A 26507-nucleotide genomic window follows, 5' to 3' on the forward strand; every position below is an offset into this window, starting at 1 on the left:
GCCTTTTTTCAGGTTAATGCTGACTATTTTGCAGCGGGTTTATCCTTAGTATCTTTAGCTGAAACCACCCATTTGCCGTTTTCATACCAGGCGGCCCACCCTGTCGCTTTGCCCTCTTTCTCTGTCATTACATACTGCTGCTTGGTTTTGCGGCTCCAGCGAACAATAGTCGGGTTGCCTTCGTTGTCTTTAACGGGCGCGTCGGCCAGGTAATAAAACTTTGGTGAAATCCGCTCGCGGAACTTTTTCAGCTCACTGACCAAAGGCGCCCTGGTTTCCCGTGACTTAGGAAAGGTTGAGGCCGCCAGGAACAGTCCTGCAGCACCGTCTCTGAGCACAAAGTAAGCATCGGATTTCTCGCATTTTAACTCAGGCAGATGCACCGGATCTTCTTTCGGTGGCGCAGCTTCGCCACTACGCAGCAGCTTGCGGGTATTTTTACACTCGCTGTTAGTACAACCAAAGTACTTGCCAAAGCGGCCTGACTTTAACTGCATATCACTGCCACACTTGTCACACTCGATGACCGGCCCCTCGTAGCCTTTAATTTTGAAATTGCCGGTTTCCAGTTCATAGCCGTCACACTCCGGGTTGTTACCACAGACGTGAAGCTTACGCTGTTCATCAATCAAATAACTGTCCATCGCCGTGCCGCATTTAGCACAGCGCTTTTTCTGGCGCAGCGCCTCAGTTTCCAGCTCATCTTCATCAGTTACTTTTACCGCTTCATCACCTGGTAACAGATTCAGGGTAGTCGTACAACGTTCTTTCGGTGGCAGGTTATAGCCCGAGCAACCAAGGAACACCCCGGTAGACGCCGTGCGAATACCCATTTTACGGCCACAACTGGGACAGTCGATATCCGTCAGTACAAACTGATTGGCACGCATTCCGCCCTGTTCCGGGTCTTGTTCGGCTGTCTTCAGTTTGTCAGAAAAGCCGGTATAAAAATTATCAAGCTCTTTACGCCATTGCTTTTGCCCTTTAGCGATGTCGTCAAGAGTAAGCTCCATATTGGCGGTAAAATCATAGTTCATTAAATCATCAAAATTCTCTACCAGCCGATCAGTAACGATTTCGCCCATTTTCTCAGCGTAAAAACGTTTGTTCTCAACCCGGACATAGCCCCGATCCTGAATAGTTGAAATAATGGCGGCATAAGTGGAAGGCCGGCCTATGCCGCGTTTCTCCAGCTCTTTGACCAGACTGGCCTCACTGAAGCGGGCAGCCGGCTTTGTGAAGTGCTGGGCACTTTGCAACTGCTGTAATTGTAATTGCTGACCTTTTGTCACATCAGGCAGCTCGTTATCCTCTTCACCCTTGCGTTTAACTGCCGGTTGCACCCGGGTCCAGCCGTCAAAACGTAATACCCGACCTTTGGCTTTTAATTCGAAATCTGCTGCGGCCACCGTGATATTAGTGACATCATACTGCGCTGGCGGCATTTGACAGGCAACGAACTGACGCCAGATTAATTCGTACAGTTTACGGGCATCGGCTTCCATATCAGTAAGATCACTGGCTAACACTCTGACTTCAGAGGGCCGCACTGCTTCATGCGCTTCCTGTGCATTCGCTTTACTGCCATAGCTGACTGGCTCAGCAGTCAGGTACTTTTTGCCAAATTTGTCATTGATATAATCGCGACAAGCACTTACCGCTTCAGTACTGAGGTTGGTAGAGTCAGTACGCATATAAGTAATATGGCCAGCCTCGTACAGTCGCTGTGCCAACATCATGGTTTTTTTAACGCCATAGCCTAAGCGGGTGCTGGCTGCCTGCTGCAAGGTTGACGTGATAAAGGGTGCCTGCGGTTTACTGCTGCTGGGCTTATCTTCCCGATCGATTACTTCAAAACGGGCATCCTGTAAGCTTTTTACTGCAGTGTCTGCCTGTTTTTTATTTACCGGTTTAAAGGCTTTGCCATTTTCCCGGACTACATCAAGCAGCAACGGTTGTTGATTATCCGTTAATGTATCCGCAGCCAGAGTCCAGTATTCTTCCGGCACAAAGGCTTTTATCTCCCGTTCCCGCTCTACCACTAAGCGCACAGCGACTGACTGTACCCGACCGGCAGATAAGCCCCGGGCTACTTTTTTCCAAAGCAACGGGGATACCATAAAGCCGACTACCCGATCTAAAAACCGGCGGGCCTGCTGGGCATTAACCTGGTCAACATTAACCTGACCTGGCTCAACAAAGGCATTGGAAATGGCAGATTTGGTAATTTCATTAAACACCACCCGCTTAAATTTATCAGGCTGGCCGCCGATGATTTCCTGTAAATGCCAGGCGATAGCCTCTCCTTCACGGTCCAAATCCGTTGCCAGATATACGGTATCAGCTTTATCAGCCAGGGCTTTAAGCTCCTTAACCACTTTTTCTTTACCGGGCAAAATTTCATAGCGGGCTTTCCAGCCATGCGCCGGGTCTATTCCCATCCGATCGACCAGCGCTTTATAATCTTTCTCTTCTTTGCTCAGACTTTTATCGGTAGTACGGGCCTTATCTTTACTACTGCTGGTGGGCAGATCGCGAATGTGGCCAACACTCGATTTAACGACGTAATCGTTTCCTAAATATTTATTGATTGTCTTTGCTTTTGCCGGTGATTCGACTATTACCAGTGATTTCGCCATCTTAAAACCTGAATTCCCTAACTGTAGCCGCCTTTTGGCCGCCCTTTTTTAACATATATCCGCAAACCGCAGTTGTGACAAGTGAATAAACTCATTATTATGCAATCTGGGCCATTTTACAGACCCAGCGGCTATTTGATAGCCAACTCCTAAATGAAGCATAAAAAAACAATAAGCGGCCGCAATAATAATAAAAACAGTGCCCCTTCCAACAGAAGGATATAAAGCAAAAATGAAGTATTTTGAAGCAAATTTCGATGGTCTGGTAGGACCAACCCATAACTATGCCGGTTTGTCAGTCGGCAATGTTGCCTCTTTATCTAACGCTAACAACACTTCCAGCCCAAAACAAGCCGCTAAGCAGGGTTTGCAGAAAATGAAAGCGTTGCACGATTTAGGTTTAGTGCAAGGCGTATTGGCGCCGCAGGAACGTCCGGATGTTTACACCTTACGCCGGCTGGGCTTTACCGGTTCAGACAGTGACATCATCGCCACCGCGGCAAAACAGGCGCCTGCGGTATTTCGTGCTGTTTGCTCGGCATCCAGTATGTGGACAGCCAATGCTGCTACGATATCGCCAAGTGCCGACACCGCAGATAATAAAGTACATTTTACCCCGGCGAACTTAACCAATAAATTTCACCGGTCACTGGAACCTCAGACTACCGGCAGAATATTACAGGCAATGTTCGCTGATCCAGAGCACTTCGCTCACCACCAGCATTTGCCCGATAATGACCATTTTGGCGATGAAGGCGCGGCAAATCATACCAGATTATGCAGTGACTACGGTAAAAAAGGTGTTGAGATGTTTGTGTTTGGTCGCTATGCGTTCGATCAGAGCCAAGCCGCCCCAAAACGTTTCCCGGCCCGGCACACACTGGAAGCCTGTGAGGCTGTGGCCCGTTTACATGGCTTAAGTGAAGAACATGTCGTCTATATGCAACAAAACCCTGAGGTGATTGATCAGGGCGTGTTTCATAACGATGTTATCGCGGTCGGCAACCAGAACGTGCTGTTCTACCATCAGCAGGCCTTTGTTGATACGCAGACTAAACTGGGTGAGCTCAAGCGTAAATTTGGTAATGACAGTGAGCTGTTCCTGATAGAAGTGAATACCAGTGAAGTGTCGGTGCAGGAAGCGATTAATACTTACCTGTTCAATACTCAGGTCATTACCCTGGCTAATGGCGAAATGGCGATTATCGCCCCGACAGAGTGTCAGGACAGCCCCGCAGTAAGCCGCTATCTGGCCGAACTAACCGGCTGTGGCACTCCGATTAAGCATGTTCATTATTATGATGTAAAACAAAGTATGCGCAATGGCGGCGGCCCGGCCTGTTTGCGCTTGCGGGTCGCATTAAGTGAGCAGGAACGTCAGGCTGTCAATCCGCATGTACTGATGAACGAGCAGTTATTCTCTACCCTGAACAGCTGGGTGGACAAACACTATCGTGACCAGATTTCGGAAGCCGACCTGGCTGATCCGCAGCTGCTTTCAGAATCAAGAACCGCCTTGGATGAGCTTACGCAGATTTTAAATCTGGGTTCGGTTTATCAGTTCCAGCGTTAAGTTAAAAAAAACGATAAAAAAAGGGAGCTGAATCAGCTCCCTTTTTATTATCTGAATGCTTTACAAAGGATTGCTACACAATGATGCAGAACCAAACGGGTTTTCTGTTGGCGGACTGGTTTCCGTTGTTACATCTTCTGCGGCTACAGGCAGACTATAAACTCTATGAGCCACATTTTCAGTGCCTGCAGCAAAGCCAGTCACCTGTAAACGCACATCAAGCCACTCAGCAACATCTTGAGTATACCTCACATTAAATACAGCTAAGCCATTGTCATCAGCCGTCACTGTCGCAGGAACAACAACAGAACCATTTCCTGGTGTCAACTGGCCATCGCCATTTTCATCTTCACCTGCGTCAAGAATACCATTTAAGTTCAGGTCTTCATTAATGCAGCCGTTAGCTCCTGGAAACGACTCCGCCCCAGACCATAGCGCAGCCCAGTTTTTAAACGCGGCTGGCGGCGTAGGATTTTTTACCCATACACCTTTTCGGTAAAGCGTAGGAACCACCGCAACATTAAGTTGCTGGTTTCCAACCGGGTTACCTGAGCTATCTGTCACAATTACAGTAAACTCTTTCGCATAAGTACTGGCACTGGGTTTAGTAATAACATTCCCGGTACCAAAGCGGAAAAACAACGTACGCTGACCAACAGCGATGTCGGTTTCATCAAAAATTGCATTGTCGGCTTGCAGGCTGGCCTTAATCACCAGATTCTGCCCGTTTACGCCGCCGCCGGTTGTGGAATCGGCAGTAAATACTGTAGAAGCCACGCCCTGAGAGTTAGTCACAGCGGTACCGGTACTTATCGTGCCGCCGGCAGAGCTATTAAGTGAAAATACAATGGTCTGGTTTTTAACCGGGTTATTATTGCTGTCGCGCAAGATCGCCCGGATAGCACTGGACTCACCAACGCCGATTTGTGCCGGAAATGCCTGTGCTTCTAGTTGAGTCGGGTTGATAGCAACAAACTCAATCACCTTTTTTGCACTGACTGCATCAGCGCCTTCACCACCCAGCGCACTGATAGTGGCCAAGCCGGCAAACTGCGACCGAATGACGGCGTTAGCTCGTCCAGACTCAGTTGTGTCCTCACTCTTTACTAGGCCACTAAAAACCGGCTCAGAATCGTCATTTGGTACTGAAGTAATTTCGCCACGAGTAGTGTTAAATGTAACGAGCTCACCATTATTGGCAGCGCTGTTTACCAACCATTCCACTTCAACTTCCTGGGCACTATTTAACGGTACTTCCTGGACCGGGTCTCCGGCAAGGGGTTCGCCATCAGCACCATTCATCGTCAAAAATGCAAATTCATCTGCACTGATATTGATGGTTTCACTGTTGGTCACACCTAAAGCGGTTGCCGTTAACGTATCAGTGCCGCTATTTGTCGCTGTATAGCTGATGCTGGCTTTGCCGGCAGTACCCGATGTCACTGGACTGGTCTCACTCAGAGTGTTACCCAGTGAAGATACAACTTCAATTACGGATCCCTGAATACCAATGCCATTAGAATCAGTAACAAAAATATCAATGGTAGAGGTATCACCCAGCACAACAGAGTTTGGCGCTGCGATATTGATACTGGTACCCACCACTGCGACGGTTAATTGGGTGGTTTGCTGTTGAACCCGGGCGGTCACTAACACATCACGGTTAGTTTTATTTGTCTGTGACGTTAAGGTTGCTTTAGCAACACCATTGGCACCGGTCACACTGTCAATTTGCACCAGCTCACCAGAGTCAGAAGAAAATATTACCGGGATATCGGCCAGCACCACATTATTCGCATCGCGAACCAGCGCTGACAGCTCCACCTTACTTGACGCGCCGGTGCCCAGTTGCAGGGTATCAGCAATCAGAGAAACAGAGCCAATGGTCACATCAACGTCATCACCACCATCACCGGCAGAATTAAATACTGCACTGGCAGAGACGTCACCAAAGGTTGCCGTGACCTGGCCGGCACCGGACCGGTTACCCACATTGAGTGGAATAGTAGCGACACCATCAGCATTGGTAGAGGCGGAACCCGCATCGTTGCCCAAAGTCGCCAGGCCATCGCCAGAGACTTCAAAAGAAATAAGCCGGTTAGCGACATTGCCGTTATTCGTTGCGCTCAAAGTTGCAGTAACAACCAGTGGCGTGTCTTGCGATAAGTTATTTGACTCTGTACCAGCTGCATTCGTCAGGGTAACAGCAAGTGTAAACACCGGAGTGTTGCCACCTGAACCACCGCCGCCACCGCCGCTGCCACTGTCTAAGGTACCACCGCCACCGCAGGCGGCCAGCGATGTAATCATTAATGCAACAAGTAGTTGCCGGATGTTTCGCATGAAAACTCTCCCTAGCTGTTTTTTTATATATAGTTTTTGTTAATTGCATCTTAAACCATTAATTATCACTACGTCACAGCAATTTTCAAAAAAATTTTTATCAACCCTGCCCAATGGCGCTGCAAACTGATAGTCTTAAGCACATTCCGCACTGATATATAACTAAAACAATGAGCAATAATCGAAAATTGGGATTAACCGCCCGCATAGTCATCGGCATGGTGGCAGGCATCTTAGTAGGCTTCTTTTTTAAAGCTATGTTGGCTGGTCAGGAAGAACGGGTCCTGTCCCTGTTTGGCCTGGAATTGCCTCTGAAAGCTTTTTTTGTAGACGGCATTTTTCACGTGGGTGGCGAAATATTTATTGCCAGTTTAAAAATGCTGGTTGTACCGCTGGTATTTGTCTCATTAGTTTGCGGAACCTGTTCGCTGTCTGATACCTCGACCCTGGGTCGGCTTGGCGGCAAAACCATTGGTCTTTACCTTATTACCACAGCAGTAGCGATTAGTCTGGCTATGGCCGCTGCGTTATTAGTAGCGCCGGGAGAAGGTGTTGATCGTCAATCTGACGCTAACTTCGATATTTCTGAAGCCCCCTCCCTGGCGCAGGTATTTATCAACATCTTCCCCAGCAACCCTGTTGAATCGATGGCGCAGGGCAATATGCTGCAGATTATCGTCTTTGCAGTGTTGTTTGGTATTGCAATGGCGTTAAGTGGTAAACCGGGTGAACGACTGGCTGCTGTTTTTACTGATTTAAGTGAAGTCATCATGAAGCTGGTTACTATTCTGATGAATCTGGCACCCTACGGCGTGTTTTTTCTGATGGCGAAATTATTTACCACGCTGGGATTTGAAACTATCAAAAGCCTGGCAATGTATTTTGGTGTTGTACTTACTGTGCTTATCTTCCATGGCCTGGTGAGCTACAGCATTATTTTAAAATTGCTTACAGGTTTGAATCCACTGATTTTTTTACGGAAGATGCGTGACGCGGCCTTGTTTGGTTTCAGCACTTCCAGCAGCAATGCGACGATGCCGGTGACGATGGAAACGGTAACCAAAAAGCTGGGTGTTAAAAACAGTATCGCCTCTTTTACCGTGCCCTTAGGTGCCACAATTAATATGGATGGCACCGCTATTATGCAGGGTGTCGCCACCGTTTTTATCGCGCAGGTGTACCTGGTCGATCTAACCATTGCTGATTATCTGATGGTTATTCTGACCGCAACATTAGCGTCAATCGGTACGGCCGGCGTGCCGGGCGTTGGCTTAATTATGCTGGCAATGGTATTACAGCAAGTGGGGCTGCCGGTTGAAGGTATTGCGTTAATAATAGGGGTTGACCGCTTGCTGGATATGACCCGCACGGCGGTAAACGTTACCGGCGATGCCATGGTTTCCTGCATTGTTGGCAAAAGTGAAAAACAATTTGACGAGGCTGTATTTAACGATTCAACAGCCGGTGTTAAAGATGAGAACCTGGACTTTCATCATTTGCGCTAAGCCTGTCCCTGCAGCAGACAACAACGGGTCAAAACGGCCTGCTGTTGTCTGAATTCTATTTGCTACCGCTGCCAGTTGTGTTGCACCAACCGTTGCCACCATAGCGACAACACATTGGCAGAGCCGATACCTACTTTATCCGCCAGGCCTTTTTTCAGCTGGTAATTAACTTTATACACCCGGTGCCCGGTCATTTTGTTCATCAGATAGTCATCGCTGGTCTGAATTTCGTCTACCAGCAGCAGTTCGAGCGCCTGATAACCGAACCAATGTTCTCCGGTTGCCACCCGCGACACATCCAGCTGCGGACGATGCTGTTGCACAAATGACTTAAACAACACATGGGTTTCTTCCAGCTCCTGCTGAAATTTCTGCCTGCCCTTGTCGGTATTCTCACCAAACAATGTTACCGTGCGCTTAAATTCTCCCGCGGTAAACTGCTCAAAATCGACATGGTTTTTCTGCAATAATTTGTGAAAATTAGGCAACTGAGCAATTACCCCTATTGAACCCAAAATCGCAAAAGGTGCAGCGATAATTTTGCTGCCAATACAGGCCATCATATAGCCGCCACTCGCTGCTACTTTATCCACGGCCACGGTCAGTGTTATTCCCTGCTGACGGATCCTGTCCAGCTGCGATGCAGCTAACCCGTAGCCATGTACTACCCCACCACCACTCTCTAGCCGCAACAGTACTTCATCTTCAGGCTTTGCCACAGCCAGCACCGCGCTAACTTCTTCCCGCAGCGATTCCGTTTCTCTGGCATCGATAGAGCCATTAAACTCAAGTACAAACAAGCAGGGCAGCTCATCGGACTGCAATTTTTCAGCTTTATGCCGGCCCTTCTGCCATTGTTTAAACGCTTTTTTCTGCAGCAGACGCTGCTGTAAGTCTTCAGTTTGCTGCCGGTAATGTTTACTCAGATCGGTAAACTCTAAGCTACCTTTCTTCGCCTTTGGTTTGTGACTGGCATTAACTATGATGCCAATCACCAGCGCAACCGCGAAAACGATAGTTGCAGCTTTCGCCAAAAACATGCCATATTCCATTAAAAATGCCAAAGTAACGCTCCTATCTGGCTGAAAAAACCTATTCTATCCTGATTCTGAAAAAGAAAAAGCCCGGTGCCTGAAGCCGCCGGGCTTTATACTACGCCAGCAGGCTTAGTTTCCGCTTGCTAGAACCGCAGGGTTTGAAACCAGCAGTCCCTGACCTCTGTTTAGGAAAAAGGTCACGCTTTGGGTTTGCATTTCCTGAGTCGCTGCCAGACTGGCGGCCGGGCTCAGAATTGAACCATGATCACCGGCGCTGAAACGGGCAATGGCATTGTTACCATTCAGGGTGATCCCACCAGCAGTGGCTGGAACAGCAGCAGCATTTAGCAGACGAGCCAGCGGCTCAGTACCGGCCAGAGGCATTTTACCTGCTGCCAGCGCTGCTAACGGGTTAAAATAACCATTTGGAATAACCTGATCTGGTAAATTACCCTCGGCATTACCGACAACCTCAATCATATATACCGGCGTTTCGCTGTTAACAAGGCGCTCAGCATAGTTATTAGGGTCACCAGCATCTGTTACCGTCTGCGCAGCGAAGGCAAACTGGGTTAACGTCGCAGAAACCCGTGCCTGCTGTGCAGCATTGGCAGGCTCAGCAAGCGTGGCCAGATAGGCATTAACCACTGGAGCGGCACATCCTGGATAGGTTGCAGCAGTCTCAGCTGTCGGCACACCACAATTCGTGTTGGTCGCAACATAAGTAACAAAATGCTCGGTTAATGCGCCACCGGCACCTAACATAACGCTGGCTTTAATCAGGGGACCGAATGCCGCTGAATCAAGCAGGAAGTTCGCTACCGCACCACCTGGCATTGCCAGTGTCGCCGTTTCAACACCGTACAATGCATCTAACTGCGGATTGCCGGTAGTGGTATTTGCCAGCGCCACCATAGAGGTGCCGGTAATCCCGCCCAGTGAGTGGCCTAAAAACTGGACCCGGCTGGTGTCTAAATCAACGCCCTGCGCAAAGTTTAACGCTAAACGTAACGCCAGCATATCAGCAATACTCTGTCGTAAATTATCACGGGTCACCAGTAAATTACTCAGGTTCATATACACTGTCGCGTTACCGCTACTGGCATTTAACTGGCCAAAACCACGGTCGCCATGTAACGGATGGTCAATGGCCACCGTTGCAAAACCTTGGGAGGCCAGGGTACCGGTAATTGCCAGCATGTCAGAGCGGCGTGAAGTAATGCCGTGTTGCAGAATAATTACTGGCCAGCCTGTAGCAGGTTTATTAATAACAGCCTCGTCCGGCACCGTCATTTGCACATCAACTGTCTGATAGCCATTAATTTTAGGAATGGTATTAAACTTAGTTAAATGCCGGGCAGAATCAACACCTAAATCCCGTAACGCGCCACCACTTAATGCCTGACAAGCGCCATCGTTTTCCGACACCGGCGTCTCTGGTTTCATCTCCGGTGGCAATGCCGCAATAATGGCACCACTGTCACAACGAGCCATCCAGCGGGTATTGAGCGGTGCTGTTGGATTAGCCTCCGTTGGTAAACCCAAATAATAAGGCAGGTTCATGGTACCGGTGTAGTAGCGGGCAAGAGCAAACGCCGGATTTCCGGCGAAATTAGGACTGAGTTGTGACACAGTCAGCCCTGTATTATTGACAACCAGCGGCGACGGGCCATAACCGGTTGGTGTTGGCGAGGCCATCAATTGCTTTAAGGTAGAAAGCACTGCACCAACAGATTGAGTCGTGATAGCGGCGGTGTAGATAATGTTGTCTTTATTAAGTCCCTCATCCCTTACCAGAGCATTTTCAAAACTGTTAATTACGCCCTGTAAAGAACGTTGAGAATCAGTCGCAAGCGGTAAAGTTGCTATGTCCTGCTTAACTAATTCATAAGTGGTAGACGGCTTAACAGACTCACCATTACTGTCCTGCAACACGTTGGTCATCGCCAGCAAATACGTGGTGGCGCTTTCCAACGGTTTCAGAGGAATCACTGCGACGCTGTTACCACGCGCGGCAGTAATGAAATCCTGACCAAACATCAGCTCTTCAACTATCTGACAGGCAGCACCACGTGGCACCTCCTGACAAGCCGCTTCCGGCGACATCGGGTCGCCCATTAATGCTTTAAATAATCTGACTGCACCAGGGGTCTGGGCCGAATCTGCATTTAAGGTCGTCTCTGCCGGGAAACTGAGCTCAATCGCGAACGGGTTCTGCGTAGACCAACCGTCCAGCGCACCGATGGCAGTTTGCGGGTTGGTATAATCCGGGTTTGCACCACTGTCCAGCGTTAAGGTGCCATCTGTGGTACCTTGAAATAATAAGTCGTTTGGTACTGAGACCCGACTTGCTGTCGGATCAAATACCACTCTGGAAGCTGGTTTAACTGCACCCTGATCAGCAACCTCTTGCTTTATATCTTCTAATGAATCACCGCAACCAGCCAGGCCGACCGCTGCCGCAACAGCGATACTAATAGCAAGCTTTTTCATAATGTCTCCCCGTCCTTAACGCTTATTTTTTTATTGCAAAGCAAAACCTTGCTTTGCTTATTACGAATTCTTTTTAGTTGAAAGTGGCTGTTCATACTGAACAGCTACGACCAGTTAAAGTTAACTCAAAGTCTGCCAGATCGCTAGCGTAAAAATACGGTTGGCAGCAAGAAAGATGCAAAATAGTTGTTTTAGGCGTATGCTTGCGCCGTTTTTTAACGCTAACAGGTTAGATTTTATGGATAACTACACTGCCCCGCCGGGGTCGCTGCAAAGTAAAGTTATTTTAGTTACCGGCGCGGGTGATGGCATCGGCCGTTGTGCGGCGCTGACCTACGCCCGATATGGTGCAACAGTTATTTTACTGGGGAAAACAGTAAAAAAGCTTGAAGCTGTCTACGATGAAATCGTTGCTGCCGGAGGGGTTGAACCCGCCATTGTGCCGCTGGATTTAAAAGGGGCGACAGCCAGTCATTATAAAGATATGGCTACGACAATTGAACGGGAATTCGGAAAACTTGATGGTGTGCTGCACAATGCAGGATTGCTTGGTGTGCTAAGTCCTTTTGAACACATTAATCTGGCCAGCTGGCAGGACATTATGCAAATCAATGTTACCAGCGCAATGTTGATGACCCAGGCGTTAATGCCGGTATTAAAAAAAGCGCCGGCGGCCTCTGTTGTATTCACTTCATCAGGCGTTGGCCGAGCCGGCCGGGCATACTGGGGGCCTTATGCAGTGTCAAAATTTGCGACCGAAGGTTTAATGCAGGTTATGGCCGACGAATACGCCGGTAGTTCAATCAGGGTAAATTGCATTAATCCTGGCGCCACCCGCACAGCCATGCGGGCAAAAGCCTATCCCGGAGAAGATCCTATGGGGTTAAAGGCACCGGCAGATCTGATGTGGTTGTATTTATATTTAATGACGGATGCCAGCATAGCTGAAAATGGTAAGTCGCTTGATGCGCAACCTAAATAGCGGACGGATTAGTTATTAAAATCGACATAAAAAAACCGGCAGTAAAGCCGGTTTTTTGTTAAAGCGGTAAAATTCAGCGTTTTTCCAGAATTTCGCCACCATTAGCTAGCGCCCATTCATTCCAGATAGCAACTTTACTATTAAAGTTTTCAATTGCCTGGGCCGTTGCGTCAGCAATAAGTTTGTCGACGTCTTTGGCAAACTTCTTGTCTACTTTCGCCAATGGCACAACCTGGATACTCCGTTGCTGCAAACCTTTTTTCATTGTATGGGTGCGCAACAACTGTAACTGACCATTTTCAACATAGAAAAACTGACTGTCTTTATTGATGGTTTTAAACTTCGGTTTTACCGGACGCTTGCTACTGACACTATCACTTCTTTCAGCAACCACAACATCACTGCTTTGCTTGTAACCGAGTTGCTCAAGGGTATACCCCTGCGCTTTGGCAATTTGTTCCAGTTGGGCGATTAATTCTACTTCCTGCTGACGTTCAGCCAAGACACCTTTCAGTGTTTCAATGGCATCTGTCAGCTTAACCAGCGTTAATTCTTTAGCTGCTTTCTTCAGTTCTTTTTTATCTAACAATAAAGACACGACGCTCTCCTTATATATAAAATTTAACAAAGGATAAGCAATTTAGCGGATTAAATAAAGACGCAATGAATTTTAATATAAAGATATAAAATAAAAGAACAGATTTTATTCAGCATCAGTTAAGAAAGACATTATATCCGCTGTTTTTTGTGCCATCAGTGTTGAATCCGCGCGGGCTTCAACATTTAATCTGACAACATTTTCTGTATTTGAAACACGAAGATTAAAGCGCCAGTTACCAAAATCCATACTTAACCCATCTATATTATCGGTCTGAACGGCCTGGTGAGCATAGTGCTCTGCTAATTTAGCAATAACATTTTGGGGATGAGCAATATGAAAGTTTAACTCGCCGGAGGAGGGATAGTCAGCAATCATTTGCTGTACCAATTGTGATAACTTTTTGTCTGACAATGATAATAGTTCTGCAACCAGCAGCCACGGGATCATGCCGCTATCACAGTAGGCGAAGTCCCGGAAATAATGATGAGCACTCATCTCGCCGCCATACACCGCATCTTCAGCGCGCATCCGCTCTTTAATAAAAGCATGGCCTGTCTTGCTGCAAATCGGCCGGCCACTATATTGCTGACATACTGCTTCTGTGTTCCAGTATAACCGGGGATCATGAATAATCTTAGCGCCCGGTTCCTTTTGCAAAAACGCTGCAGCCAGAATACCGACAATATAATAACCTTCAATAAACCGGCCTTGTTCATCAAACAAAAAGCAGCGATCAAAATCGCCATCCCAGGCAATACCAAAGTCAGCCTGATAATGCAGGACGGCGTCTGCCGTTACCTGCCGGTTTTCCACCAACAGCGGGTTGGGAATGCCATTGGGGAAATTACCGTCTGGCTGATGGTTAATTTTAATAAAATGTACCGGTATTTTATGCTGGATAAAAGCTTGCTCCAGCGCATCAATAACATGACCGGCAGCACCATTGCCCGAGTTAACCACCAGGTTTAAGGGTTTTATATTGGCGCTATTAATGTAGCTCAGCAAATGCTCAATATAAGGCTCGAGAATGCTGTGTTTTTTATAGTTGGCTTTGCCATACTGCCACGTCGCATTCCCAGCCATTTTCTGACTTTGTCGGCTTAACTCTTGTAATGCTGACGGCTCCAATAAGTCCGTCAGCAGTCGCTGTGCCTCATCCCGGATTGCGAACAAGCCGGTGTCGCCACTTATTGGCCGCGACTGTGCCCGAACCAGTTTCATGCCGTTGTAATCTATCGGATTATGGCTGGCGGTAACTTCAATAGCACCGTCGATTGCCAGATATTGGGCGGCAAAATACACTTCTTCTGTGCCGGTCATCCCTAAATCCAGCACTTCGACACCTTCTGTCAGCAGTCCCAGTGTCAACGCCAGTTTCAGTGATTCTGAACTGAGCCGGATATCACCACCCACTGCCACACTGTCCGGTTTAATTATCCTGGCATAAGCCCGGCCAATGCTGTAAGCAATTTGCTCATTTAGCTCTTCACCCAATTTACCCCTGATATCATAAGCTTTAAAACAAGATAATTGATTCATCTTAATCTCTGCCGTATTTATCAGCAAAACGTACTATGTCATCTTCTCCCAGATAACTGCCCGACTGCACTTCAATTAACTCAAGCGGAATTTTCCCCGGGTTTTCCAGCGAGTGGACCACACCTATTGGAATGAATGTTGATTCATTTTCGGTAACCATAAATTCCTGTTCACCGTTTCTTACCAGTGCGGTACCACTCACTACTACCCAATGCTCAGCACGATGATGATGTTTCTGAACTGATAATTTGGCGCCGGGTTTTACCGTAATATGCTTGACCTGATAACGGTTGCCCTGATCGACCGAGTCATATTTACCCCAAGGCCGAAACACTTCGCGATGCAAGTCTACTTCGCTGCGGCCATAACTCTGTAATCGTTGCACAATTTTTTTTACTTGTTGAATATCGTTTTTATCAGCCACCAAAACGGCATCTTTGGTTTCCACCACAATAATATTGTCTAAGCCAATCACGGCCACTAACTTTTCTTCCGCGTTAATATAACTGTTGTGAGTGGCTTCCAGCATGACATCACCACGACAGGCATTACCCTGAGCGTCTTTTGCCATCACTTCCCAAAGCGCATCATAGCTGCCGACATCACTCCAGCCCGCTTGCAATGGCACCATTACGGTATTGTCAGATCTCTCTAACACCGCATAGTCCAGTGAGTCGGCCGGACTGGCGCTAAATGCTGTACTGTCTATCCGGATAAAATCTAAATCCTGGCTGGCTGCAGTCACAGCCAACTTGCATGCTTTAACTATATCCGGCGCAAATTTTTCGAGTTCTGCCAGTAAACTGCTGGCTTTAAACATAAACATACCACTGTTCCAGCAATACTCCCCCGATGCCAGATAGTGCTCTGCGGTATTTTTATCGGGTTTCTCTTTAAATTCAGTTACCTCAAAAGTATTCGGCATATCGGCAATGTTGCCCGGAGTGTGACGGATATAACCATAGCCGGTATGGGCACTAACCGGCACTATACCAAAGGTCACTAATTTACCGGCGGCGGCTGCCACCTGCGCCTCGGCCACTGCCTGCTGAAAGGCCGGAATATCCTGAATAACGTGATCCGCCGCCAGCACCAGCAATACCGGATCCTGTTCTGTCTGCAGCGCCTGAATGGCAGCAATAGCAATAGCGGGTGCCGTATTACGGCCAACCGGCTCCAGCATAATACCGGCATCACTGATACCAAGCTCACGCAGCTGTTCGGCTACCATAAACCGATGATCTTCGTTACATACCACCAGCGGTGGAGCTAGCTGTTCTATCCCCTTTAACCGCAACAGGGTGTTTTGCAGCATGCTTTTTTCATTAACCAGAGATAAAAATTGTTTAGGTTTTTTTGCGCGGGACAAAGGCCAGAGCCGGGTACCCGACCCACCAGATAAAATAACCGGGATCATTGCAACTCCTTGCGATACTTTCCATAAAATAAGTTGGTTAGCAAAGCTTAGTATAGCCAGCTTTGCCGGCAAAGGTCACCCGGAATATTGATATTGTTCGAACCTGTACAATCGGGTCCTTCAACCAGAAAGGGCTGGTCGGTGCTCATAAATGCGGTAGAATCGGCTATCTTAACGCGACTATTTTCAGGATCAGTGTTATGCCAAAATTTAAAGAACTCTTTATCAACAATAAAAACTGGGCAGATCGGATTGAGCGGGAGCAACCGGGTTTCTTCAAACAGTTGTCGGAACAGCAAACGCCCGAGTATCTGTGGATTGGCTGCTCGGACAGCCGGGTGCCGGCAAATGAAATTGTCGGGCTGTTACCTGGTGAGCTGTTTGTTCATCGTAACGTTGCCAACTTAGTATTGCATTCTGATATGAACTGCCTGTCGGTGTTACAATATGCGATTGATGTGTTGAAGGTAAAACATATTCTGGTGGTTGGGCACTATGGTTGCGGCGGCGTAAAAGCTGCCATGATGAAACAACGGGTTGGCTTCGTTGACAACTGGTTGCGTAACGTCAAAGACGTCTATGCGATGCACCGGGAAGAAGTGGACAGTTTCAGCGATGAAAACGAGCGAGTTAACCGGTTAATCGAACTGAATGTTATCGAGCAGGTTCGCAATCTTTGTCATACCAGCTTTGTGCAGGAAGCGTGGGAACGGGGCCAGCCGCTGGCGATTCACGGCTGGGTATACAGTTTGCGTAACGGCAGAGTAAAAGATTTACGGGTCAGTCATACCTGTGCCGATAAAATTGACGATATTTACGCCATGGACCCGCTTGATAACTAAGATGTTGTCAGGAATTATTTAAATAAAATCTCTTGCGGAGCAACGGGTTGATAGACAGCGCTGTGACCCTCAACCCATTGCTCGTTTTGCAAATAGCTGGAACGCACCTGTAAACTTCCATCCGGCATAATTTTACTATGTGATTTAACCTGAGTTATGCCGTTCTGGTTATTTTCAACATTCTCCAGCGCAATAATTTCGCCGCTCTGAGGATTAAACTGCATGGTGCCATGCGTATAAAAGCCGGCAGTGGTGAAATAGTAATAAGCCAGGCTGTTTTTCGCATCATCCCAGAAAATAAACGACTCGCCACCATATTCGCCGTGATTGATTGAATGTACAGTCTTAATTGCCTGACCATTCAGTGCACGGGACCAGTGCGAGCGGTCAATAACCGGTTTCTCACTGCCCGGCTCAGCCAGATTACCCTGCCAGTATTGGCCGAGGAAGGGCCGGAATACTTCCAGCTTAGGGTGTAAGCTTGGGCTGTCTTCAGCAACTGCAGTAGCCCCGATTAACAAGCAACATACGAATAAAAGTATTTTCATGACCTTTCTCTTTTTGGCGCCAAATCAACAATATCGCTGAAGTATTAAGGATATTCAGCGTAATGTAAAATCAGGCTTATAACACCACGGTTTTATTGCCATGCACCAGTACCCGGTTTTCCACGACCAGTTGCAATGCCCGGCTCAATGCGGCTTTTTCGACATCACGGCCAGCTCTGGCCATATCGTTAGCACTGAAATTATGATCCACCGTTCGAACCATCTGCTCAATGATCGGACCTTCGTCCAGCTGCTCATTAACAAAATGGGCAGTAGCACCAATAATTTTCACCCCTCGCTCAAACGCCTGCTGATAAGGACTAGCACCAATAAACGCAGGTAAAAAGCTGTGATGAATATTAATAATCCGGTTGCGATAGCGGGCAACGAAGTCTGCACTTAGGATCCGCATAAACTTGGCAAGCACCAGATAATCAGGCTGATAAGGCGTTATCGCTGCCAGAAGTCGCTGTTCATGCTCTGTTCTGCTGATCCCCTGATGACTGATATGATGGTACGGGATGGCAAATTTGTCAGCCAGCGCACTCAATTCAGCGTAATTGCTGACAATTGCCGCGATATCTAACGCCAGTGAACCATCAAACACTTTCATTAAAATATCACCCAGACAATGCGCTTCCCGGGTGACCAGCACGACCACCCGCTTCGCGCCTTCGCTGAGCAGGCTGCGCCGACTGCCTGCTGGTAATGCCCGGTCCAGATCAAACAGCAAGGTGGTATCGTTAAATACGCCTTCAAGCACAGTACGCATATAAAACTGGCCGGTTACCGGATCAACATATTCCGTATTACGGATAATGTTAAGCTGGTGCTTATAACAAATATTGGTTATCTGCGCGATCAGACCTTTTGAATCAGGGCATTCCGTTAACAAGGTTTTCCGTTCCATCTTCTACTCTTAACTTAACATGGGCAGGGTTATTCTTACCTAATAACCGTATAGCGTCAAAGATATTCAGACGGCTATGCTACTGCTTGTTACTTCGCCATCGCAACTGCATAATGCGCCTTTATTCATGCTCGCTGTGTACATCAAAAATGAATTCTTTTCAGTTTAACGTTATTGGCACCATTCAATCGCCATACAAACAAAAGTTTGCTATCCCGCGCCAGCCAGGTCTGATACCTGAAGCCAGGGGTAAATTAGTGCTTAGTCCGCCCTATGCCGATTATGACATTGTCCGGGGTATCGAAAGCTTCAGCCATTTATGGCTGGTATTTGTATTTCACGAGACAGCGAGCAAGGGCTGGTCACCATTAGTCAGACCGCCGCGACTGGGTGGCAATGCCCGAAAAGGTGTTTTTGCCACTCGTGCAACATTCCGGCCTAATCCAATTGGCCTTTCTGTCGTAAAACTGGATAGGGTTTACAAAAACCAGGACAAGCTGGTGTTGGAGCTAAGCGGTATTGATTTACTTGATGGGACGCCCATTTTAGACATTAAACCGTATTTACCCTATGCTGATGCCCTGCCAGATGCGATGGGAGGCTTTGCTGACAGTGCACCAGAAACGTTGATGACCGTGAGTTTCAGTGAGCAAGCCAGAGACTTTTGTCAGGCGCAGACCGCTTATCCGGATCTGGCGCTGTTAATTTCAAAAGTACTGAAGCAGGATCCACGGCCATCATATAAAAAACAACGCACTGCCGAACAACAGTACGGCATGACGTTGTACCAGTTTAATATTAAATGGACTGTCAATGGAGAACACAATCATGTTACTGAAATCTCTCAGCTATCTGAGTTTAATGACGGCTGCAGCCAGTAGCATTGCGATACCCGAGCTACCCGAGCCAGTCAGCAACAACAGTGTTGCCAGCACCACTGTGCGCGGCAAAACCTATATTATCAGTGCTATGGGTGTCGGCCCTGGCAAGCAATCCAGTGATCTGCATAATAAAGTGTGGCTGCACACCGTCGGTGAATTTGGCTGGACAGAATTACCCGAGGTTCCAAGTAAACAACGGTTAACCGGGCGGGCGGCCGCCAGTGCTGTCGCCCTTAATAACAACTTTTTCTTGTTTGGTGGTTTTAGCATTAATGCGGATGGCAGCAAACAAACCGCAGCTGACAGCTATCGGCTTGATCCGGTAACCCGGCGCTACACCCGGATTAACGATATGCCTGTTCCAGTGGACGATGCGACAGCCCTGCCCTATCAGAATCGCTATATATACCTGGTCAGTGGCTGGAGTGACCACGGTAACGTTAACCTGGTACAGGTATTTGATAACTTTACCCAGCGCTGGTCACAAGCCACGCCGTTTCCGGGGAAACCGGTATTTGGTTTAGCCGGTGGCATTATTGGTAATACCCTGCTGCTTTGTGATGGCGTGACGATTGAGTATCCAAAAGCTCAGCCACGTAACTTTGTCACCGAGCCTGCCTGCTGGCAGGGAACCATTGGCAGTAACCCAAACGAGATTGGCTGGCAAGAAGTAGTGCATCCAACCGGCAATGCCCGTTTCAGAATGGCAGCAACCGGCACTGAACTTAATAACGAGCCGGTTATCATCTTTGTTGGTGGCAGCCAGACAGCCTATCATTTCAGCGGCGTTGGCTTCGATAGCAAAAGCGCCATACCTTCCAGTGAAGTCTGGATATATTCAGTCGCCAGGCAGGCGTGGCGAACGGCAGCAGACAGTGTGCCTGTTATGGACGCACGGGCGCTGCTGGAATTAAATGGTCAGTTTTATACCCTTGGTGGCATGATTTCAGAGCAGAAGGTAACAAATAAGCCAATAAAACATCAGATTCAACTTCTGCCAGACTAAATGACTTGCTAGAATGACGGCAATTTTCTGACTATTTTCTGAGAGCAGTATGCGCACCAGCCAGTATTTACTATCTACGGTGAAGGAAACTCCATCCGACGCCGAAATTATCAGCCATAAACTAATGTTACGAGCCGGTTTGATCCGCCGGTTGGGTACCGGCATGTTCAGCTATCTGCCTACTGGCGTCAAAGTACTGCGTAAAGTTGAAGAGATCGTCCGTCAGGAAATGAACAAAGCCGGTGCCATTGAAGTGCTGTTGCCCATGGTGCAACCTGCTGAGTTATGGCAGGAATCCGGCCGTTGGTTCAGCATGGATGCAGAGCTGCTGCGTTTTAAAGACCGTCATCAGCGTGACTATGTGCTGGGGCCTACCCATGAAGAAGTGATTACTGATTTAGTTCGCCGCGAGATTACCAGTTACAAACAATTACCGTTGAATCTGTATCAGATCCAAACTAAATTCCGGGATGAGCGGCGGCCGCGCTTTGGGGTAATGCGCGCCCGGGAATTTATCATGAAAGACGCCTATTCCTTTCATCTGGGCCAGGACAGCCTGCAACAAACCTATGACGCTATGTACAGCGCCTACTGTAATATTTTTAACCGCCTGGGGCTGGATTACCGGCCGGTGCAAGCTGACAGTGGTGCTATTGGCGGCAGTGTCTCCCATGAGTTTCACGTACTGGCTGAATCAGGTGAAGACGCTATCGCTTTCTCTGACAGCAGCGACTACGCGGCGAATATTGAAATGGCAGAAGCGCTGGCGCCAAAAGGAGCAAGAACTGCACCGACGTCAGCATTAACCGAAATTGCCACTGCGAGAGCCGGCACTGTTGCTGAGGTTGCGACATTGCTGAATGTTGCCCCGGCCACTATTGCCAAAACAATGTTTGTACTGGCCGAAGCTGATGAAAGCGGTCAGCAGCAACTGGTCGCCCTGGTACTGCGCGGCGATCATGAATTAAATGAATTAAAAGCAGAAAAGCTTGATGGCATTGCCAGCCCGCTGCAATTTGCCACAGAGGAGCAAATCCGGACGCTTTGCAATGCTGGCCCGGGTTCAGTCGGCCCGGTTGGCTTACAAGTCAGAATAATTGCCGATCGAAGCGCAGCACATCTTGCTGATTTCGTTACGGGTGCTAACAAAGATGGTTATCACTTTAGCGGAACCAACTGGGATCGGGATATTCCCGAGTATCAGGTAGCAGATATCCGCAATATTGTGGCCGGTGATCCCAGCCCCTGCGGTTTTGGTAATCTTATTATTAAACGCGGTATTGAGGTTGGCCATATTTTTCAGCTCGGTGAAAAATATTCAAAAGCGCTGAAAGCCGGTGTGTTAAATGAAGAAGGCAAGCATCAAACCATGACTATGGGCTGTTACGGTGTTGGTGTCTCGCGCATTGTTGCCGCCGCGATTGAACAAAACCATGATGAAAACGGCATTATCTGGCCAGACGCCATTGCACCATTTCAGGTCGCACTTATTCCGATGAATATGCATAAATCCGCGCGCATTGCTGAAGTTACTGAGCAACTTTATCAACAATTATCAGCCGCTGGCATTGAAGTACTGTTTGATGACCGCCGCGAGCGTCCCGGTGTTATGTTTGCCGATATGGAGCTGATTGGTGTACCCCACACTATCGTCGTCGGGGAACGTAATCTGGATAACCAGCAGGTTGAATATAAAAACCGCCGCACTGGCGAAAAAGTGATGCTCGATGTTGCCGCTGTGGTGACTGAAATTCAGCAAAAACTAAGCTGATAAAGCCGCTGTTCCCCTGCCTTTACCCCCGACAGACTGTGTAAATCTGCTGAACACAGTCTGTCGGGTCTGCCGATGTTACCGCTGACAATTTTTATATTTTTTAAAAACAATGAGTTAACGTTAATCCGCTTATTTAAATTAGTATATTCTAAATTTTGATTGCCAGTTTGCCCGAAACGCCTTAAAATAAATCAAGGTTATAAGCTTATTCTTTTTAGATATATAAGGAGGTGGCATGCTGGCATTTGTTGGGGCCTTAATTATCGGTTTAAGCCTCGGTTTATTTGGCTCAGGCGGCTCTATCCTGACCGTCCCGGTGCTGCTGTACCTAATTGGCATGCCAGCAGAGTTAGCGATAGCCTCATCGCTGTTAATCGTAGCGGGGATCAGCTTATTTGGCTCTGTGCATAATGGCATGAAAAGACTGATCAGCTGGCGTCACGTCGCTTGGTTTGGCTTGCCGGGTATGCTTGGTACCTATGGCGGTGCCTGGGCAGGTACGCTTATCGACAGTCGCTGGCAGCTGCTGGTATTTGCCCTCCTGATGATAGTTGCTGCAATATTTATGTGGCGCAGTAACTTAAAAGATGTCACCACGCTGGCTGGCTTTCACAAACCTAAAGTCATTGCCGATGGTTTACTGGTGGGCATCGTTACCGGTTTTGTCGGTGTGGGTGGTGGCTTCTTAATTGTACCGGCGTTAGTCCTGATGGGGGGCTTACCCATTGCAGTCAGTGTCGCCACCAGCTTGTTGATTATCGCCATGAAATCTTTTGTCGGTTTTGCTAAATATTACCTGGTGTTCAGTAGCCAGGGATTGCAGTTTGACTGGTCAGTGATTGGTTTGATGATCCTCGCCGGCATCGCGGGCAGTTACGTTGGCGGCTGGATTGGCCGGCGCTTAGCCAAAGAAAAACTGCAACGTGGTTTCGCTGTATTTCTAACCTTGATGGCAATCGTGGTTATTACCCAGTCGGTTCTTTAGTTCGGCATAATGTAAGTTCAGGAGCATATTATGAAAACCTCACAACAATTAATAGCACAAGCAAGAGCGGCTATCAGAGAAGTCAGTATTGACGAGCTGGCAGCATATTTGGAACGGCATCCAGAACCAAGACTGATTGATGTGCGTGAACCAGCAGAGTTTGCACAAAGTCATATTGCTGGCGCAGTAAACTACCCACGAGGGGTACTCGAGATGCAACTGGCCAATCATCCGGCGGTAGCGGCCAGCGGCTGCGCGGCTGATGTTGCCTTAACTCAGTTAGCCAGCGCCCCGCTATACCTGATTTGTCGCTCTGGGGGTCGATCTGCCCTCGCTGCAGAGTCATTACAGCGGATGGGCTTTACTGACGTTTATTCCGTAGCAGGCGGTATGCAGGACTGGCTGGCCGCAAACTTCGCCACGCAAGGCGAACCGCAGAATGAAGAGGAACCACATGGATAATTTCACCCCGGTTTCGGCACTTATTGGTGGTAGTCTTATTGGATTAGGTACCTTGTTACTGCTGGTAACTCTGGGCCGGATAGCCGGCATTTCCGGTATTGTCAGCCAGGCAATATTTCAGCGTGCTGGCCGCGACTGGCGACTGGCGTTTGTTGCAGGTTTACTGCTCGGTCCGATGTTGGTTGGGCTTGTGCTCAGTGATTTCAGTTACAGTACCCCCGATTTAAACAGCCGCACTTTGCTTGCCGGCTTGCTGGTCGGCCTGGGTACAGCCTGGGGCAGCGGCTGTACATCTGGCCACGGCATTTGCGGCATCGGACGTTTTTCACCACGTTCGGTTGCAGCAACCCTGATGTTTATGACTACCGGCGTTGTTATCGCCAGCTTGTTCTGATTTGCGAGGTTTGTTATGTCACTGTTTTTTGCGCTGTTGTCCGGCATGCTGATTTCAGCAGGTATTGCCGTTTCCAGAATGATTGATCCGCAGAAGGTTCTGAGCTTTCTAGATATAACCGGAAACTGGGATCCCAGCCTGGCGCTAGTGATGGCCTCCGCGCTGCTGATTTACACCCTGGGCTATCAACTGGTGCTGAAAAAGTCTGCACCATTATTTGATAACAGCTTCTATCTGCCATCGAAACAACATCTGGATAAACCGTTGCTGGCAGGTGCCGCTTTGTTTGGTGTTGGCTGGGGGTTAACCGGATATTGCCCCGGGCCAGCCATTGCGGCATTGCCTGCTGCCAGTTCAGGTACCACAGGCTTTGTCGTTATGATGATTCTGGGGTGGTTTATTGCCGGCAAAATTCCGCTAAAAAGCACTTCGACAACACGTTAAGCATATGGCCGGAAAATTCGCTGATTGTTCGTCTACCATCAAAATCATTGCTATAGTAAACAATAAGCTAATTGCAATGTATATCAAAGGCAGCTAACTCTGCCGTAGCCTATAGTTGGTTGATGTGGATACAACGCTTGAAAATATTCTGCTCCATGTATCATTGAGCCCGGTGCTTGATAGTGGTGACAGCGAGGCGGCTGAGCTGCTGTTATTACAGGCCTGTTTAAACGGATTAAAAATAGCCCGGGTGAGCTTGTGGTGTTTTGATGACAAGCGCGATCTTATTACCTGCGAGCAATTGCTCGATCATGAATTACCAAGTAGTACAGAGAAAGCAACCTTTTATCGCCGCGACCTGCCTGCATACTTCAGCGCCCTGGACCATCAGCGGGTTATTCGTGCCAATGACGCCTGCAACCATCCCGCGACAACTGAATTCACCGATAACTACCTAATTCCATCCAACATTGTGTCAATGCTGGACGTGCCTATCCGTTTTGGGGGGGAGATGATCGGCATTATTTGTTGCGAACAAAAACAGATAATTAAGCGCTGGACCGATGATGAAACACATTTTGTCGCGGCCCTGGCTGATTTGTACGGCCGGGCCCTGACTGCCAGTCAGAAAAAACAATATCAGCAACAGCTCGAGCAGCTGAACCAGCAACTCGAGCGCCGGGTTAATGAACGAACTGAACAATTGGAAAAGCATATTAATGAACTGCAGCAGACGCAGGCCCAGCTGGTTGAATCTGAAAAAATGGCGTCGCTGGGCACCTTGGTTGCCGGGGTAGCTCATGAGGTAAATACCCCACTGGGTATTGCTATTACGGCAAATTCTCACTGTGTTGAACTGACCGATAAACTGCAAAAACTATTGGAAAGCAACACATTAAGCCGTAGTAAGCTGGAAACCACTATCACAGCGCTACGTGACAGCCATGCGGTGATAGAGCGCACGCTGAACCGCTCGGCCGAGCTGGTCGTTAACTTCAAAAAAACAGCAGTTGATCAATCCAGCTATGATATCCAAACGATTAATCTGGCAGACTATATTCACACTCTGGTATCAACCCTGAAGCCTTACACCAAAGCATTTGATGTTAATCATATTATTCATTGTCAGCAGCCCGTCAATATTACAACCTATCCCGGCGCCATAGCCCAGGTTATTACTAATCTGGTGATAAACGCCTGTATTCATGCGTTTGAACAAGATAATAATACCAATGAAGTAGAGTTTTTAATTGAACAACAACAGCAGGATAAAGTGCAATTAACGGTGCGGGATAACGGCAGAGGTATCGCTAAAGCAGAACAAAAGCGAATTTTCGAGCCATTTTACACCACAAAAAGAAGTAATGGTGGCAGTGGTCTGGGACTGGCGATAGTTTACAACCTGGTTGCCAGCACCCTGGGAGGTGCTATCAGCGTCGATTCAACCCCCGGTGTTGGTACCAGCTTCCGGCTAACTTTGCCGGCAATCTGTCCGGCGGCTGCCAGCAATAAAAATTAAAACCGCATAGCGTTGAAGTGAGCATACGCTCTTTGGAAACCGACTGAAATGGCTTCGCTGCCGGGACTCGAACCCGCGAACAATCCGGCGGGGCGTGACAGGCCGGCTAAGCTCTTAATAGAGAGCAACCGACTGAACTACCGCTTAACGCTGAAGTGAGAACAAGCTATTTGGAAACCGACTGAAATGGCTTCGCTACCGGGATTCGAACCCGCGAACAATCCGGCGGGGCGTGACAGGCCGGCTAAGCTCTTAATAGAGAGCAACCGACTGAACTACCGCTTAACGCTGATGTGAGAACAAGCTCTTTGGAAACCGACTGAAATGGCGGAGCGGACGGGACTCGAACCCGCGAACAATCCGGTGGGGCGTGACAGGCCGGCTAAGCTCTTAATAGAGAGCAACCGACTGAACTACCGCTTAACGCTGAAGTGAGAACAAGCTCTTTGGAAACCGACTGAAATGGCGGAGCGGACGGGACTCGAACCCGCGACCCCCGGCGTGACAGGCCGGTATTCTAACCGACTGAACTACCGCTCCGCGCTGGAGTGAGCATACGCTCTTTGGAAACTGACTGAAATGGCGGAGCGGACGGGACTCGAACCCGCGACCC

General features: G+C 48.3%; 21 protein-coding genes and 1 tRNA gene. 12 read left to right on the plus strand and 10 right to left on the minus strand.

All coding sequences use genetic code 11. The annotated features are described in order from the left end of the window. Positions 1-23: 23 nt before the first annotated feature. The gene (gene topA / locus R3187_RS18215; RefSeq protein WP_318968491.1) at positions 24-2639 is read right to left on the minus strand and encodes a type I DNA topoisomerase; all 2616 of its coding nucleotides are present in this window, start codon (positions 2637-2639) and stop codon (positions 24-26) included. Positions 2640-2871: 232 nt separating this feature from the next. On the opposite strand from topA, the gene astB reads away from it, so the two are divergent. Beyond that, positions 2872-4212: an N-succinylarginine dihydrolase gene (gene astB, locus R3187_RS18220; protein WP_318968492.1), complete on the plus strand. Its 1341-nt coding sequence runs from the start codon at positions 2872-2874 to the stop codon at positions 4210-4212. Between the two features lie 60 nt (positions 4213-4272). On the opposite strand, the gene R3187_RS18225 is transcribed toward astB, so the two are convergent. Beyond that, positions 4273-6555, minus strand: a complete 2283-nt coding sequence (locus R3187_RS18225; protein WP_318968493.1) for an Ig-like domain-containing protein — start codon at positions 6553-6555, stop codon at positions 4273-4275. A 170-nt stretch (positions 6556-6725) separates the two neighbouring features. Here R3187_RS18225 and R3187_RS18230 point away from each other — a divergent pair, with 170 nt between their 5' ends. Then, positions 6726-8060, plus strand: coding sequence for a dicarboxylate/amino acid:cation symporter (locus R3187_RS18230; RefSeq protein WP_318968494.1), 1335 nt, complete (start codon positions 6726-6728; stop codon positions 8058-8060). A 62-nt stretch (positions 8061-8122) separates the two neighbouring features. On the opposite strand, the gene sohB is transcribed toward R3187_RS18230, so the two are convergent. Together sohB and R3187_RS18240 are read right to left on the minus strand one after the other, a co-directional pair. After that, positions 8123-9124, minus strand: a complete 1002-nt coding sequence (gene sohB / locus R3187_RS18235) for a protease SohB (protein WP_318968495.1) — start codon at positions 9122-9124, stop codon at positions 8123-8125. A 102-nt stretch (positions 9125-9226) separates the two neighbouring features. Then, on the minus strand, positions 9227-11590 hold the full coding sequence (locus tag R3187_RS18240) for a VolA/Pla-1 family phospholipase (protein WP_318968496.1): 2364 nt from the start codon (positions 11588-11590) through the stop codon (positions 9227-9229). A 238-nt stretch (positions 11591-11828) separates the two neighbouring features. On the opposite strand from R3187_RS18240, the gene R3187_RS18245 reads away from it, so the two are divergent. Continuing rightward, positions 11829-12572 carry a YciK family oxidoreductase gene (locus R3187_RS18245; RefSeq protein WP_318968497.1) on the plus strand — a complete coding sequence of 248 codons (744 nt, stop codon included), beginning with the start codon at positions 11829-11831 and terminating at the stop codon, positions 12570-12572. Between the two features lie 73 nt (positions 12573-12645). On the opposite strand, the gene R3187_RS18250 is transcribed toward R3187_RS18245, so the two are convergent. The 3 genes from R3187_RS18250 to R3187_RS18260 all read right to left on the minus strand — a co-directional run bounded on the left by R3187_RS18250 (position 12646) and on the right by R3187_RS18260 (position 16129). Then, positions 12646-13170, minus strand: coding sequence for an H-NS histone family protein (locus R3187_RS18250; protein WP_318968498.1), 525 nt, complete (start codon positions 13168-13170; stop codon positions 12646-12648). Between the two features lie 105 nt (positions 13171-13275). Further along, positions 13276-14712 carry a phosphomannomutase CpsG gene (locus R3187_RS18255; protein ID WP_318968499.1) on the minus strand — a complete coding sequence of 479 codons (1437 nt, stop codon included), beginning with the start codon at positions 14710-14712 and terminating at the stop codon, positions 13276-13278. Between the two features lies 1 nt (position 14713). Continuing rightward, positions 14714-16129 (minus strand): mannose-1-phosphate guanylyltransferase/mannose-6-phosphate isomerase, encoded by a 1416-nt coding sequence (locus R3187_RS18260; RefSeq protein ID WP_318968500.1) that lies wholly within the window; start codon positions 16127-16129, stop codon positions 14714-14716. Positions 16130-16329: 200 nt separating this feature from the next. On the opposite strand from R3187_RS18260, the gene can reads away from it, so the two are divergent. Further along, on the plus strand, positions 16330-16971 hold the full coding sequence (gene can, locus R3187_RS18265) for a carbonate dehydratase (RefSeq protein ID WP_318968501.1): 642 nt from the start codon (positions 16330-16332) through the stop codon (positions 16969-16971). A gap of 14 nt (positions 16972-16985) precedes the next feature. Here the strand turns inward: can and R3187_RS18270 are convergent, their stop codons facing one another. Both R3187_RS18270 and purU read right to left on the minus strand, forming a co-directional pair. Beyond that, the gene (locus R3187_RS18270) at positions 16986-17519 is read right to left on the minus strand and encodes a hypothetical protein (RefSeq protein ID WP_318968502.1); all 534 of its coding nucleotides are present in this window, start codon (positions 17517-17519) and stop codon (positions 16986-16988) included. A gap of 76 nt (positions 17520-17595) precedes the next feature. Then, positions 17596-18429 (minus strand): formyltetrahydrofolate deformylase, encoded by an 834-nt coding sequence (gene purU / locus R3187_RS18275; protein WP_318968503.1) that lies wholly within the window; start codon positions 18427-18429, stop codon positions 17596-17598. 149 nt (positions 18430-18578) lie between these two features. Here purU and tsaA point away from each other — a divergent pair, with 149 nt between their 5' ends. The 8 genes from tsaA (at position 18579) to R3187_RS18315 (ending at position 25894) form a co-directional block, all read left to right on the plus strand. Further along, complete coding sequence (gene tsaA / locus R3187_RS18280) at positions 18579-19310, plus strand: tRNA (N6-threonylcarbamoyladenosine(37)-N6)-methyltransferase TrmO (RefSeq protein WP_318968504.1); 732 nt, start codon at positions 18579-18581, stop codon at positions 19308-19310. Then, the gene (locus R3187_RS18285; protein WP_318968505.1) at positions 19258-20316 is read left to right on the plus strand and encodes a galactose oxidase; all 1059 of its coding nucleotides are present in this window, start codon (positions 19258-19260) and stop codon (positions 20314-20316) included. The genes tsaA and R3187_RS18285 overlap by 53 nt, the downstream gene beginning before the upstream one ends. A gap of 49 nt (positions 20317-20365) precedes the next feature. Next, entirely contained in the window at positions 20366-22087 is a 1722-nt protein-coding gene (locus tag R3187_RS18290) for a proline--tRNA ligase (RefSeq protein WP_318968506.1), read from the plus strand. A gap of 238 nt (positions 22088-22325) precedes the next feature. Continuing rightward, the gene (locus R3187_RS18295) at positions 22326-23075 is read left to right on the plus strand and encodes a sulfite exporter TauE/SafE family protein (RefSeq protein ID WP_318968507.1); all 750 of its coding nucleotides are present in this window, start codon (positions 22326-22328) and stop codon (positions 23073-23075) included. Between the two features lie 30 nt (positions 23076-23105). Beyond that, positions 23106-23537 (plus strand): rhodanese-like domain-containing protein, encoded by a 432-nt coding sequence (locus R3187_RS18300; protein WP_318968508.1) that lies wholly within the window; start codon positions 23106-23108, stop codon positions 23535-23537. Continuing rightward, positions 23530-23931, plus strand: coding sequence for a YeeE/YedE family protein (locus tag R3187_RS18305; RefSeq protein ID WP_318968509.1), 402 nt, complete (start codon positions 23530-23532; stop codon positions 23929-23931). The genes R3187_RS18300 and R3187_RS18305 overlap by 8 nt, the downstream gene beginning before the upstream one ends. Before the next feature lie 15 nt (positions 23932-23946). Further along, on the plus strand, positions 23947-24375 hold the full coding sequence (locus R3187_RS18310; RefSeq protein ID WP_318968510.1) for a DUF6691 family protein: 429 nt from the start codon (positions 23947-23949) through the stop codon (positions 24373-24375). Between the two features lie 124 nt (positions 24376-24499). Then, positions 24500-25894, plus strand: coding sequence for a GAF domain-containing sensor histidine kinase (locus R3187_RS18315; protein WP_318968511.1), 1395 nt, complete (start codon positions 24500-24502; stop codon positions 25892-25894). Positions 25895-26357: 463 nt separating this feature from the next. Here the strand turns inward: R3187_RS18315 and R3187_RS18320 are convergent. Beyond that, positions 26358-26434: transfer RNA gene (locus R3187_RS18320), tRNA-Asp, on the minus strand. Positions 26435-26507 lie beyond the last annotated feature (73 nt).

It is taken from the genome of Arsukibacterium sp. (assembly GCF_033721375.1).
Lineage (GTDB): Bacteria > Pseudomonadota > Gammaproteobacteria > Enterobacterales > Alteromonadaceae > Alishewanella.